This is a genomic window from Vibrio sp. 10N.286.48.C11, assembly GCF_041469805.1.
Lineage (GTDB): Bacteria > Pseudomonadota > Gammaproteobacteria > Enterobacterales > Vibrionaceae > Vibrio > Vibrio crassostreae_C.
Map to the genome: position 1 here is coordinate 118622 of NZ_JBFRLK010000020.1, position 14276 is coordinate 132897.

12 protein-coding genes are annotated in these 14276 nt (G+C 46.2%); 5 read left to right on the plus strand and 7 right to left on the minus strand.

Annotation, left to right across the window (positions count from 1 at the left end; genetic code table 11):
- Positions 1 to 55: 55 nt before the first annotated feature.
- From AB4209_RS07345 to ftnA, 3 genes are all read right to left on the minus strand, one after another.
- Entirely contained in the window at positions 56 to 1249 is a 1194-nt protein-coding gene (locus AB4209_RS07345) for an NAD(P)/FAD-dependent oxidoreductase (RefSeq protein WP_372055349.1), read from the minus strand.
- A 249-nt stretch (positions 1250 to 1498) separates the two neighbouring features.
- Positions 1499 to 1822, minus strand: a complete 324-nt coding sequence (gene uspB / locus AB4209_RS07350; protein WP_009848060.1) for a universal stress protein UspB — start codon at positions 1820 to 1822, stop codon at positions 1499 to 1501.
- 68 nt (positions 1823 to 1890) lie between these two features.
- Positions 1891 to 2418, minus strand: coding sequence for a non-heme ferritin (ftnA, locus tag AB4209_RS07355; protein WP_017066029.1), 528 nt, complete (start codon positions 2416 to 2418; stop codon positions 1891 to 1893).
- A gap of 189 nt (positions 2419 to 2607) precedes the next feature.
- Here ftnA and uspA point away from each other — a divergent pair, with 189 nt between their 5' ends.
- Together uspA and AB4209_RS07365 are read left to right on the plus strand one after the other, a co-directional pair.
- Positions 2608 to 3042, plus strand: coding sequence for a universal stress protein UspA (uspA, locus tag AB4209_RS07360; RefSeq protein ID WP_017060149.1), 435 nt, complete (start codon positions 2608 to 2610; stop codon positions 3040 to 3042).
- A gap of 52 nt (positions 3043 to 3094) precedes the next feature.
- A complete protein-coding gene (locus AB4209_RS07365; RefSeq protein WP_017060148.1) occupies positions 3095 to 3973 on the plus strand; it encodes a carboxylate/amino acid/amine transporter in 879 nt (292 codons plus the stop codon).
- Positions 3974 to 4085: 112 nt separating this feature from the next.
- Here AB4209_RS07365 and AB4209_RS07370 read toward each other — a convergent pair whose 3' ends face one another.
- The 3 genes from AB4209_RS07370 to AB4209_RS07380 form a co-directional block, all read right to left on the minus strand.
- The gene (locus AB4209_RS07370; protein ID WP_372055351.1) at positions 4086 to 4676 is read right to left on the minus strand and encodes a hypothetical protein; all 591 of its coding nucleotides are present in this window, start codon (positions 4674 to 4676) and stop codon (positions 4086 to 4088) included.
- Between the two features lie 141 nt (positions 4677 to 4817).
- On the minus strand, positions 4818 to 5597 hold the full coding sequence (locus AB4209_RS07375; protein WP_372055353.1) for a class I SAM-dependent methyltransferase: 780 nt from the start codon (positions 5595 to 5597) through the stop codon (positions 4818 to 4820).
- A gap of 112 nt (positions 5598 to 5709) precedes the next feature.
- Positions 5710 to 8832, minus strand: coding sequence for an EAL domain-containing protein (locus AB4209_RS07380; RefSeq protein WP_372055387.1), 3123 nt, complete (start codon positions 8830 to 8832; stop codon positions 5710 to 5712).
- Between the two features lie 126 nt (positions 8833 to 8958).
- Here AB4209_RS07380 and asnC point away from each other — a divergent pair, with 126 nt between their 5' ends.
- Positions 8959 to 9423, plus strand: coding sequence for a transcriptional regulator AsnC (asnC, locus tag AB4209_RS07385; protein ID WP_008218581.1), 465 nt, complete (start codon positions 8959 to 8961; stop codon positions 9421 to 9423).
- 91 nt (positions 9424 to 9514) lie between these two features.
- Here the strand turns inward: asnC and prlC are convergent, their stop codons facing one another.
- Entirely contained in the window at positions 9515 to 11557 is a 2043-nt protein-coding gene (gene prlC / locus AB4209_RS07390; RefSeq protein WP_372055355.1) for an oligopeptidase A, read from the minus strand.
- 280 nt (positions 11558 to 11837) lie between these two features.
- On the opposite strand from prlC, the gene AB4209_RS07395 reads away from it, so the two are divergent.
- Both AB4209_RS07395 and gorA read left to right on the plus strand, forming a co-directional pair.
- Positions 11838 to 12677, plus strand: a complete 840-nt coding sequence (locus AB4209_RS07395) for a 23S rRNA (adenine(2030)-N(6))-methyltransferase RlmJ (RefSeq protein ID WP_065677339.1) — start codon at positions 11838 to 11840, stop codon at positions 12675 to 12677.
- Between the two features lie 188 nt (positions 12678 to 12865).
- A complete protein-coding gene (gorA, locus tag AB4209_RS07400) occupies positions 12866 to 14224 on the plus strand; it encodes a glutathione-disulfide reductase (RefSeq protein ID WP_372055357.1) in 1359 nt (452 codons plus the stop codon).
- Positions 14225 to 14276: the final 52 nt, after the last annotated feature.

The window sequence follows — 14276 nt, forward strand, 5'->3', positions numbered from 1 at the left end:
GTCGTATGACTCGCCATTTTTATATAATTTAAAATCTAGTGAGTAAGCTAAAAGCTTAAACCCACTGACCAGCAGTAAAGCCTGAACTCCAACACCATTGGAAGTTGTAACCACCAAGCCAGCCCGTTACGTCCATCACCTCACCAACGAAGAATAAGCCTTTGATGTTCTTACATTCCATGGTTTTTGAAGAGAGGTGATCGGTATCAACGCCACCAAGAGTAACTTCCGCCGTACGGTAACCTTCTGTGCCATTTGGTGCGATTTTCCAGTTTTCTAGATGCTCAACAATGCCATTAAGCTGCTTTTCGTTGAACTGCTTAAGCGGTTTGTCTTCCAGCTCTTTACGGTCAATCAATACCTCAACAAAACGCTTAGGTAATGCTTTCGCTAAGGTGTTTTTCAGGCTCTGATTTGGGTGTTTCTCTCGAGAGTTTTCAAGTAATTCAGCAACGTCCACTTCTGGTACTAGATTAATCGAAACCGATTGACCCGCTTTCCAGAACGAAGAGATTTGCAGTACCGAAGGACCCGATAGGCCGCGGTGCGTAAACAGCAGCGCTTCTTTAAATAAGGTCCCATCTTGCGCTGTGATCTCCGCAGGAATCGCAATACCAGAAAGCTCTGCGAAATCTTCTTTGTCTTCTTTATGCAGCGTAAACGGCACTAAACCTGCTGTAGTCGGCATGACGGACAAACCAAATTGCTCTGCAATCTTATAGCCAAATGGCGTCGCGCCTAGTTTCGGCATCGATAAACCGCCCGTCGCCACGACAAGTGAGTCACACTCAACTTCGTCGGTATTAAGGTGCATCTTAAAGCCAGCGTCTGTTTTTTCGATGGAGTGAACATCACAACGGTAGCGCAGTTCAACTTTCGCTTGCTTACACTCTTCAAGCAACATGCTCACGATGTCTTTTGCTGTGTGGTCATTCACACAGAACAACTGGCCGTGATCACGCTCTTCGAACTCAATACCGTACTTGCTCACCATCGAGATAAAATCCCAGTTGGTGTATTGAGATAAAGCTGACTTCACGAAGTGAGGGTTGTTACACAGGAAGTTGTTGGCTGAAACATCATAGTTAGTGAAGTTACAACGGCCGCCACCTGAGATTAAAATTTTTCTGCCTGGTTTCTTTGCATGATCAACCACCAGCACTCGTCGGCCACGTTTACCAGCTTCCGCAGCACACATTAAGCCTGCGGCGCCCGCACCAATTACGATTACATCAAATTTTTCACTCATGTGGTTCTGCTTTTCTTCACTTTTGCAGCCCGAGTACACCCTGTTCTCGAAATGCCATCAATAAAAAAGGATGTGCATAAACAGCACATCCTTACTAATTGCTCGCTATTTTAGCGGCAATTTTAAACTTTGCAATTGATGTTCAATTGAACAATTAGCAGACAGCAGCAAAACCACTACTTAACTTAGCGAACCAACAACCAAAGCTTCATACCAGAACCTAAGCTCTACTTCACACGTACTAAAAACTCAGACGATGAAAGAAGACAGCAAGGTTACACCTAGCAGAGCGGAAGAGAGTATGAATAACTGTCTTACGCGATCGCACTTCGAAGTAAAAACTTCGTCATGATGATGGTGATACTCTTTGCTTTTGATGTAACTGAACAGGCGAACCTGTTTGGTCATATTGCCATGGGTTGTGAAAAAACCGCCTCCGTCTACTTGTTGATAAAGTAGAGGATGCGCTTCTCGCATAATATAAATGAGCGTTCTTAGCGCAGTAAAATAACGCGCCCAGTTCACGCAAGTCACAACCATTAGTGCAAATAGAATAGTGTCGCCGCTGATCATCCTTTCCTCCCTACATCTTCATAAGAAAACTCAAAAGAAAAAGATAATCAGTGTCTTTCTCGTACTACCTAAACGGCAGGAGCTTCCATAATTGAAGATGAACCATCTTTTGCCAATTGCGCTAGGTCTTTATCAATAAAGAACAGTGCTTTACCGTCTTCACCAACAAGCTCTAGCTTATCCAATACACCTTTAAACAACTTCTCTTCTTCGTGTTGCTCTGCAACGTACCATTGCAGGAAGTTAAAGGTTGAGTAGTCTTGTGTGCTGAAAGCAACGTGAGCCAGTTTGTTGATCTTTTCAGTAATCATCTGCTCATGTTCATAAGTTTCACGGAACACTGCACCAAGGCTTTCGAATTCGTGTTTCGGTGCTTCAATCGCACCCAGAATTGGCATTGCACCTGTTTCGCTTACGTAAGTGAAAAGACGCTGCATATGTTCCATTTCTTCTACTGCATGAACACGCAGAAACTCTGCTGCACCTTCAAATCCTTTGTCTTCACACCAAGCACTCATTTGTAAGTATAGATTGGATGAGAAAAATTCTAGGTTAATTTGATCATTCAGTTGCTCAACCATAGTTTTTGACAGCATTTAAGACTCCTAATTACATCCTCAATTTTCTCTACTATATCACTATTTAATGAATATCTCGCAGGCCATTAGTTAACCAATATTTCGAGCTGTCATTACGCAAGACAGTGGATATGAGATCACTTCAGCAAAAAAAACCATCGCATAGTGCTAATCTTAAATCAGACAATGAATAAAGGAGGTAGCGATATGAGTTACAAACATATTTTGGTCGCGGTCGATTTATCAGAAGACAGCAAATTAATTGTGGATAAAGCGGTAGCATTGGCTAAGCCATTGGAAGCCAAAGTCTCTTTTATCCATATCGATATTAACTACGCAGAGCTGTATACCGGCCTGATTGATATCAACATGGCCGAAACCCAGCACAACGCGATGGAAGCGTCTCGTATTCAGCTGCAAAATTTTGCGGAGCACGCCCAATACCCGATCACCCATACCCTAGTAGGCAGTGGTGATTTGAGTCATGAGCTGTGTGACACCATCAACGAGTTCAATGTTGATCTCGTGGTTTGCGGTCACCATCAAGACTTTTGGAGCAAGCTGCTCTCTTCAACACGCCAACTGATCAACGCCTCTCCGGTTGATATGCTGGTCGTGCCTCTAAGAGATTCAGAAGACTAATGATTTAAGGTTAGGTAACATACAGCTCATATCTTATTAACGAAGTTTTACTATGAGCTATTTAGCTGGTGTTACCCTCCTATGGGCCTTCTCCTTTAGCCTGATCGGCGTTTACCTTGCGGGTCAGGTTGATTCTTGGTTCTCTGTTTTAATGCGTGTTGCCCTTGCTGGCGTCGTATTTCTTCCTTTCCTAAAGTTTCGCGGCGTATCGCGTAAGCTGATCGCTAAATTGATGGCAATTGGTGGTATCCAGCTTGGCCTGATGTACTGCTTCTACTATCAGTCTTTCTTACTGCTATCCGTTCCTGAAGTCCTTTTGTTTACTGTCTTTACCCCAATTTACGTCACGCTTATTTATGACTTTCTCAAAGGGCAATTCTCTCCGTGGTACCTAGTGACAGCGGCAATTGCGGTATTGGGCGCGGTATTCATTAAGTTCGCAGGTATTAACGAAAACTTTTTAGTCGGCTTCCTCGTTGTGCAAGGCGCGAACCTGTGCTTTGCTATTGGTCAGGTGGGCTACAAGGTGGTGATGGAGAAGGAATCGACCGAGTTGCCTCAGCGAACCGTATTTGGTTACTTCTACTTAGGGGCGCTATGTGTCGCGTCAGTGGCTTTCATGCTACTAGGCAACCCAGAGAAACTGCCCACCACCACACTTCAATGGGGAATCCTGATCTACCTTGGCTTGATTGCGTCGGGGCTGGGTTACTTTATGTGGAATAAAGGCGCGTGCATGGTGAATGCTGGCGCGCTGGCAGTGATGAACAATGCCTTGGTTCCTGCTGGTCTGGTGGTGAATATCCTGATTTGGAACAGAGATGTCGATTTGGTTCGCTTGTCTATTGGTGGCGCCGTTATCTTATTCTCTTTATTCGTCAATGAGACGTGGGTGAAGAAGCGCGTAGCAAGATCCGCAAGCAACGCTTAGCTGATTTGAACGAGCTACATGAGTCAGCTCGGATAACCCCAAAAAGCAAAAGAGCGACCTAAGGTCGCTCTTTTTAAATCATCGCTGTAGCAATAAACCATTCAAATCAACTTCAGTGGATTTGATTGTGGCTCACTACCTGAGTCTTGGTTTCAGTGAAGGCAACATCATCAAGTTGTAGGTTGATTCGTTCCAGGTCACTTTCCAGTTTTTGGCTTTTCTTAAACAGCTTTTGCTGCTTCTTAATCATCTTCGCGAGCTTTTTGTTGTACTTCTCTTGTTTCTTCGCCGCTTTCTTCGCTTGTTTGAGTTCAGCTTTCTCATCGCCGCTCGCCTTCGCCATCAGTTTTTTCAGCTTGGCTTTTTTCTGTGCGGCTTCTTTTTTGGCAAGCTCAGGGGCCATATCAGCGGCGGCTGGATCGAACATTTGTACGCTCGGTTCAATTGCCTCGTTGATTTCCGCAAGCGACAGTTCTGGTGCAGGTAATGTTTCCGCTAGCAGGCCGCATGCGACTTTCTCTTCAACGGGTTTGTTTTGACAACCAAGAGGTGGAATTGCGGTGGGTTTGCATAGATTCGCTTGATCCGCCGAAGAACGCGCGCAAGAACGACACACGAACTTAGGTTCAGTCACCAAGCTGTGGATCTCGCCCAAGTGTTCGGTGATATCTCGACGGTTTAACTTACAAAAGCGTTTAGCCATGCTTCAACTCCAGCTAAGAATAATAATGATTCTTAGTTAGATATACATCTGTAACGCGACTATCGCAAGTGTTAAATGGCAATTTATCGTATTTATGACGGGAAATTTTCTTAGCGTGTATCTAAGTTATTGATGCTTCAATTAAGTCATTGATGCTTTCACATAGACGTCAAAACGGTTCTTTTTGGTTTCGATCGCCATGCTCGGTTTTTGCTCGTCTAACCAAGCTGCGTAATCCGGTCTTTTAACCACAACTCGCTTCGATGCCAACTTCATCGCTGGCTCAAATAAGCCATCAGCATCCAGATCGGCACCCACCAAAGATTGGAATACGCGCATCTCTTTTTTGACCAGAGCCGATTTCTTTTTGTTCTCTGGGTGTGGGTACATAGGGTCGAGGTACACCACATCAGGTTGTTCAAAGTCAGGATCGTTACTGAGCTTGTCTAAAGCATCGTGACTGGATGCGTGAATCAACTTCATGCGTTCAGTTACCCAACCACCGATATCTGGGTCTTGTTGCGCTCGCTGCAAGCCATCATCAAGCAGTGCGGCCACAACGGGGTGACGCTCGACCATTTGCACCTTACAACCTAGAGAAGCCAACACAAACGCATCGCGCCCTAAGCCTGCAGTACCATCAAGAATAGTTGGCGTTGCGCCTTTGTTTAAACCAGCTGCTTTGGCAATCGCCTGACCTTTACCACCGCCAAACTTACGTCGGTGACCAACTGCGCCTCCCACTAAATCAACAAAGATAGCGCCAAGCTTGGGCTCATTGACTTTACGTAGCTCAAGTCGCTCACTAGTCAGTACCAAAGCAAAATCGCTGCTTTCATCATGAGATAAGTTCCAGCGGGTCGCTAAGTCATTCAAATGATCGATTTGGGTAGCATCTTCGCAAATCAGTTGTAGTTGCAAGGTCGTCTCCAACAGACAGTAGTATTCAAAACAAAAGAGGCAACCAGTTTACCTGATTGCCTCAACAATACATATTAGCGGTGAAAAGTATTCCCAGCTAAAGTCGGCTTACCTAAACCAATGGCTCTGTCTCTCGCTCTTGTCTTAACTCTTCAACAAGCTCTGCGAGTGGCTTAGGCCGCCCTATGATGTAGCCCTGCGCGTAGTTCACACCCAGTTCGATAAGCTTGTCGATAATCTGGGTATTTTCAACGAACTCAGCCACGGTGTGCTTGCCCATCTGCTTGGCAAGATCATTGATCGAGCGAACCATCACATGGTCCATCTCATTCACATCAATATCACGTACAAACAAGCCATCGATCTTCACAATATCGACAGGCAGCTTTTTCAGATAGCCAAATGACGATAGCCCTGAGCCAAAATCATCCAATGCAATCATGCAGCCAAGCTCTTTGATTCGAGTGAAGAACTTGATCGCCTGCTTCATGTTACTCATGGCCGCTGTTTCAGTGATCTCTAAACAAATCTTATGACACGGTATCGATGAATCGCTCAGGCTATCTATCAAAAATTCGACAAACTCACGGTTACCCATCGAGTGACCGGAAAGATTGATTGAACACATCCCCAGTTCCTCAATAACCTCAGGGCGTTGCTCCAACCAACCCAAGGTTTGACTGACGACTTGGCGGTCAATCAAATGCGCGATGTTATAACGCTCTGAGGCTGGCATGAAGATCCCCGGGGAGATGTATTCCCCTTGGATGTTCTTGATGCGGACCAAGATTTCAAAGTGCATTTTATCGCTGTCTTCATCTAGGCCAAGAATTCGCTGCGCAAACAACTCTAAGCGATCGTTAGCCAAGGCCTCATGCACTAGGTTAACGCACTCCATCTCAAGATGGCGACGACGCAGGTCTTCATCATCTTGATGGTAAAGATGATAGCGATTGCGACCTTCTTCTTTAGCGGCATGACAAGCTGCATCCGCCTGAGCGTGCACCATCTGTGGTGAAGCTGCTGTATGGTCGATCAATCGAATACCGATAGAGCACGTCAGGTTGAGTCGAATATCATCCCACAAGAATGGATTCTCACTCATCATCGAGATAATACTGCGACACACATTCACCGCATCTCGTTCAGTACAGTCTTTCATCAGCACAGCAAACTCATCACCACCCATTCGCGCTAACACCGCATTGTAAGGCAGTACGTCTTCTAGCAGTTTGGCGCTAAACAAGATCGCAGCATCACCCGCTTCATGTCCTGCGGTATCGTTCAGCACTTTCAGCTGATCCAAATCTAGGAACAACATTGCGTGAGTTCGCATGTGGCTCTCAACCTCTTTCAGCGCCTTTTGCAGCTCTTGCTCAAAGTGGTTGCGGTTAAAGGTGTCAGTCAGTAGGTCATAGCGAGCCTGATACTCTAGCTTTTCAGAAAGCTCTAGCGTTTCGGTGATGTCTTCACCCACAATCAACAGCTGATCAGACTCCACCAACGGGCGGATATTTTCACGAATCCAGCTCTTGCTGCCGTCGGCATGGCGATATTCGATATCACGACGCCACACACCACGAATCTTATGCTGAGGTTGCAGCAAGATATGACGAGGAATCATCGCGTTCTCATCAACATAGAATTCTCTAGGGCGATGGCCCAACAACTGATCGAGAGGGTATCCCAAAAGCTCTTCGGCAAACTGGTTCACTTGTTGAATGCGATTATTGCCATCGAGCGTAATCATCATCACCGGCTGTTTGTCGTAATACAGCTTCAAGTTTGCTTCACGTTGGAACAGCTTATTCTCAGCAAGCTTACGTGAGGTCACGTCGCGCGCCTCAAAGAGAAACTGAATGTCTTCGTCTTCACTGCCCGGCATCGGCTTCAATGAAATATCCAACACCATCGCACCGCGATCTCGACACCACACCTCGGCTTCAAATCGTAAGGCTGGGTGCTCACTTTTTGCGATGAAATATTCGGCTAGCACTTCTCGCGCAGAACTTTCCCAATGTTGGTGTTGTTGCAGCGGCGTTCCCAGTTTATAGCCTTGATTATAAAGCAGCTCATGTAACTTGCTGTTACTCGACAGCAGCACGCCACCCTTATCAATGATGCCCATAAATTGCAGGCTCTGATCAAATATCGACTCCAACAGTCGTTGGCTTTGGCGACTTGCACGTTCGCTCTTCTTCAGACGGTTAAGGTAATACACCAACACCGCGATAACACACGACATGCTCAAGAACATTAAACCGATGGTGCGAATTTCATCGCGATAGCGCATTAAGAATGACTTCGGCTTATTGAGGAAGGTTACTGAGGCTTCATTCTCTGCACCCAAATCCCAACGTGAGATCTGTTGGTAATCGAGTTTGATTTCTGGCGCGCCAGCAACCACCAATGGCAATGGAGCCTTAGGATTGTTCAGCACGCTCAACAGCACGCGCCCCGTGTCTCGACCTTGCGTTTCTCCACTGTGGATCACGCCACCAATCGCACCAAACCCAAGTCCTAAATCATGCACAATATACAATGGCATCTGAGTTTTTTTGTTGAGCTGACGCCAGTCTTCTTTGCTGCTGACCCGACCATTGATGTCGCGGTAGTAGGCCCAGAACAACAAGCTTTTAGTTAGATCAGCGCGTTGCGCGAACGTCATCAGTTCTTGATAAGAATCAGGCGTATATTGCTCCACCATCCCAGAAAACTCAGGGCGTTTTTGTAGAAATAAATCCACTTGAGCGCGAATCGCTTCACCCGTTACCGAGTGATCGGTAACCACGTAAACTTTTTTAACCGTCGATTGAAGTCGATTGATCAGCTCAATATTGCTCGCCATATCAATATCTTCAGTGATACCGGTTGCGTGCAAGCCTTCAATCATTTGCGGAGAAAAATTGTTGATGCCACCAAAAATAACGGGCGTGCCATTGAGTTCGGGCGCTAAGCGTTTCATCAGATTGAGGGCGTTATTATCACTGACGACTACAGCGGCAAACTCTTCATGCGACAGCTTAGTGCGGTATAGCTGATAAATTCGCTCTAAGTATTCAGCGTTTTGAGTTCGCTTGGTATCGAGATAAACAACCCGGTAAGATAACCCATCGCGATCGAGCTCATCAGATAGTCCTTTATGGAAATCATCTGTCCAGAAAAAGCCTTGATGATAAGAGTGAATAACCAACACATCTTTTGCCTGAGCTGAAGCAAAAACACTCCAACACATCACAATAAAAAATAACGAAAATCGCACTGAATTCACCCTAACCCTATAGTTACTGCTAATATTATCACCCTTGGCTATGATGTGTACTCAAGCCGGTATGTTTTTCATTCAACCTAAGGATTATGCATGTCCACAACCACAGCTCGTCTAGATGATCTAGACCGTGCCATTCTCAAAACCTTGATGGAAGATGCACGAACTCCTTACGCTGAAATGGCAAAGCAGTTCGATGTCAGCCCTGCGACGATTCACGTTCGCATCGAAAAGATGAGATCGGCAGACATTATCGAGCGAACGGAAGTTGTGGTAAACACCAAAAAACTGGGTTACGACGTGTGTTGCTTTATTGGCATCAACCTTAATGCTGCCAAAGATTACCACTCGGCGATCGCTAAGCTGAATGCCTTAGACGAAGTGGTTGAGGCGTACTACACCACTGGTGCTTACAATATCTTTGTAAAGCTGATGTGTAAGTCGATAGAAGAGCTGCAGTTTGTATTGATCGATAAGCTGCAAGCGATCGATGAAGTTCAGTCGACAGAGACACTGATTTCATTGCAGAACCCTATCAACCGCAATGTGAATCCATAACATTGATTCGCCTTGCTTGGCATAACGCACAGACAAAAAAAGAGCCTCTAACTAGAGGCTCTTTTCGCAATAAACTAGATAGTTACCGTGATTATGCGTTGATTCCCGCGTGGCGCAGCATTGCGTCGATTTGTGGCTCACGACCACGGAAGCGTTTGAACAGCTCCATTGGCTCTTCACTGCCACCCATTTCAAGGATGTTGTTCAGGAAGCGATTACCCGTTTCAGTGTTGAAGATACCCTCTTCTTCAAATGCTGAGAACGCATCTGCCGATAGCACTTCTGCCCACAGGTAGCTGTAGTAGCCCGCGCTGTAACCACCAGCAAAGATGTGACCAAAGCTGTGTGAGAAACGGTTCCAATCTAGGCTTGGCAGTACCGACACCTTAGACTTAACATCCGCTAGCGTTTCTAGTACGCGAGCACCCACTTCAGGGTCGTATTCTGTGTGTAGCGTGAAATCGAACAAACCAAGCTCTAGCTGACGCAGGATAAACATCGCAGATTGGAAGTTCTTCGCCGCTAGCATCTTCTCTAGCATCTCTTTTGGTAGCGCTTCACCCGTTTCGAAGTGACCAGAGATGAACGACAGCGCTTCTTCTTCCCAACACCAGTTTTCTAGGAACTGACTTGGTAGCTCAACCGCATCCCAAGGCACACCATTGATACCCGCAACTGCGCCCGCTTCTACTTGCGTTAGCATGTGGTGGATACCGTGGCCGAATTCGTGGAACAAGGTCACCACTTCATCGTGAGTAAACAGTGCTGGCTTATCACCAACTGGCTTATTGAAGTTACACGTTAGGTAAGCAACCGGGGTCTGTAGCTCGCCAGATTCGGTAATGCGACGACCACGACAGTCATCCATCCAAGCGCCACCACGTTTGTGTTCACGTGCGTATAGATCTAGGTAGAAGCTACCACGCAGTGTTCCAGTCGCATCAAAGATATCAAAGAAACGCACTGACTCATGCCAAGTGTCTACGCCTTGACGCTCTGTTACCGACATACCAAACACGCGGTTCAGTACCTCAAACAGACCTGAAACCACATTAGATTCTGGGAAGTAAGGACGAAGCTCTTCATCAGAGATCTCGAACAGTTTCTGTTTTTGTTTCTCACTGTAGTAAGCGATGTCCCACAGGTTTAGCTCAGAGACACCAAATTCTTTCTCAGCAAACTGGCGTAGCTCTTCAACTTCTCGCTCACCTTGCGGTTTGGCTTTTACTGCTAGGTCGTTTAGGAAGCCAAGCACTTGGTCTGGCGTTTCTGCCATCTTAGTCGACAGTGATTTTTCGCTGTAAGTACTGAAACCCAACATGCGAGCGATCTCGTGACGCAGTTTAAGCTGCTCTGTGATGATCTCTGTGTTGTCCCACTTACCAGCATTTGGACCGCGATCCGAAGCACGCGTTACGTAAGCTTCGTACAACTCTTTACGTAACGCTTGGTTATCACAGTAAGTCATCACAGGTAGGTATGATGGGATATCTAGAGTCAGTAGGTAACCTTCTTGCTCTTTAGATTCGGCCGCCGCTTGAGCTGCCGCCAGTGCCGATTCAGGCATACCCGCCAGTTCAGCGACGTCTGTGATCTGCTTGCTCCAACCCATGGTTGCATCAAGCACATTATTTGAGAATTGAGAGCCTAGCTCAGACTGGCGCTTGCTGATCTCGCCGTAACGATGCTGTTCATCTGCAGGTAAGCCAATGCCCGACAATTCAAAGTCGCGCAGTGCGTCGGTAATAGTTTTTTGTTGAGCTCGGTCCAGTGCAGAGAATGCTTCACTCGCCTTGATCGCTTTATACGCTTCGAACAAGCCTTTGTGTTGGCCAACCCAAGTGCCGTATTCAGATAGCACAGGTAAGCAGCTCTCATACGCTTCACGCAGTTCGTCACTGTTCACGACAGAGTTCATATGGCTTACAGGTGACCAAATGCGACCTAAACGATCATCCACTTCTTCAATTGGAGCAACTAGGTTGTCCCAGCTTGGTGAAGTATTACCTTCAAGTACTTGTTCTATCTTGTTGCGACACGCTTCAATCACTTGCTCAACTGCAGGCTTTACGTGCTCTGGCTTGATCTGTGAAAACGGAGGTAAGTCCGTGAAGGTTAATAGCGGATTAGACATATAAACATTCCTTTGGCTTTAGAGACTTTCGTCTTTTTTGTAATGAGGTCGTCTTACAGTCATCAGGCTCAGGTTCGCCCTAAAAAAATCACCTGCGAATAGTTATTAAATAGTGCCCAATAAGGCAAATTTCAATAGTAGAACCAATAACTAACCACATATTGCGAACGACTGTTCCTGAATTGTTCGAGAATTTATGGTCCATTGAGGGTTATAATGGTCTGATTAACCCCACCTACACTAACCACACTCTAAATCGAGAGTGTTACGAGAGTTTAATTTGTTAAGTTATCGCCACAGCTTCCACGCAGGTAACCATGCCGACGTAGTAAAGCATATCGTACAGAGCCTTATTCTTAATTCTTTGAAACAGAAGGATAAGCCTTTTGTTTATCATGACACTCACTCTGGTGTAGGTCGTTACGACTTAACGCATGAATGGTCTGAAAAAACCGGTGAATACAAGCAAGGTATTGCTCGTGTGTGGGAGCAAACAGACCTTCCTGAAGACATTCAAAGCTACCTTGAGTCTATTTCCATTCTCAATAATGGCGAGAAACTGCGTTACTACCCGGGTTCTCCACGTGTTGCACGTGCACACCTGCGTGACCAAGACCGCATGGTACTGACTGAGCTTCACCCAGCCGATCACCCGCTGCTTGAGCAAGAGTTCCACCGTGATCGTCAGGTATCTATCTACAAAGAAGATGGTTTTAAGCGCTTAAAGGGCAGCCTGCCACCAAAAGAACGTCGTGGTTTAGTACTGATCGACCCGCCTTACGAGCTGGCAAAAGAGTACCGTGATGTCGTGACTGCAATCGCTCAAAGCCACAAGCGCTGGGCAACCGGTATCTACGCAATTTGGTACCCGGTAGTAAATCGCTGTGATATCGAAGATATGATCGAAGGTCTCGAAGGCTTAGGCATCAACAAGATTCTACAAATCGAACTTGGCGTATCACCAGACACCAACGAGCGTGGCATGACAGCATCAGGCATGATTGTTATCAACCCGCCTTGGAAGCTAGAAAGCCAAATGAACGAAATTCTTCCATTTTTGAAGGAAGCAATTGCGCCGGCAACCGGTCACTTCAAAGTAGAGTGGATCGTACCCGAGTAATCTCGAACTTAACGTCATGCTCTGACAAATATTAAGCAGATTGTGACGTACACGAATAAATTTTAAACAGGGAGATTGAGTTCAACCGATCTGCCCTCAATATAATAATTATACAATTTAAGAATCTATAGGACGTAGGTGTTCAGTGCGCTCACTGTACCCACAGCCTTCAATAAATGGAGAAAGTAATGGCGACTCATTTTGATTACATCTGTATCGGCGGCGGTTCAGGCGGCATCGCATCAGCAAACCGCGCAGCAATGCACGGTGCAAAGGTTGCACTTATCGAAGCTCAAGACCTTGGTGGTACTTGTGTAAACGTTGGTTGTGTTCCTAAAAAGGTAATGTGGCACGGCGCTCAAGTTGCTGAAGCGATCAACCTATACTCTGAAGATTACGGCTTCGACGTTGACGTAAAAGGCTTCAACTGGAGCAAATTAATAGAAAACCGCCAAGCGTACATTGGTCGTATCCACCAATCTTACGATCGCGTTCTTGGTAACAACAAAGTAAACGTAATCAAAGGCTTTGCTAAGTTCGTTGACGAGAAGACTGTTGAAGTTAACGGTGAACACTACACAGCTGATCATATTCTGATCGCAGTAGGTGGTCGTCCAACCATTCCAAACATCCCTGGCGCAGAATACGGCATCGATTCAAACGGTTTCTTCGACCTAATGGAGCAACCTAAACGCGTTGCTGTTATCGGCGCGGGCTACATTGCTGTTGAGATCGCAGGTGTACTAAGCGCGCTTGGTACAGAAACACACCTGTTCTGCCGTAAAGAATCTCCACTACGTAGCTTCGACCCAATGATCATCGAGACATTGGTTGAAGTAATGGAAGCGGAAGGCCCAACACTTCATACACACTCTGTTCCAAAAGAAGTAGTGAAAGAAGCAGACGGCACACTGACTCTACACCTAGAGAACGGCAACACTCAAAACGTTGACCACCTAATCTGGGCTATCGGTCGCCACCCAGCAACTGACGCTATCAACCTAGCATCAACTGGCGTTGCAACTAACGACCGTGGCTACATCAAAGTAGACGAGTTCCAAGCAACTAATGTTCCTGGCATCTACTGTGTTGGCGACATCATGGAAGGCGGTATCGAGCTAACACCTGTTGCTGTTAAAGCCGGTCGTCAGCTTTCTGAGCGTCTATTTAACGGTCAAACAAACGCAAAAATGGACTACAAGCTAGTGCCTACTGTTGTATTCAGCCACCCACCTATCGGCACTATTGGTCTAACGACTCAAGAAGCTGAAGAGCAATACGGCAAAGACAACATCAAGGTTTACACATCGGGCTTCACTGCGATGTACACAGCAGTAACCAAGCACCGTCAACCTTGTAAGATGAAGCTAGTATGTGCTGGCGAAGAAGAGACTGTCGTTGGCCTACACGGCATCGGCTTCACGGTTGATGAAATGATTCAAGGCTTCGGCGTTGCAATGAAGATGGGCGCAACCAAAGCAGACTTCGACTCTGTTGTGGCGATTCACCCAACGGGCAGCGAAGAGTTTGTTACCATGAGGGGTTAGTGTAGGAAAAGCATCTTACACACGTAAATAAATCTGGAAAATAATCAACCAC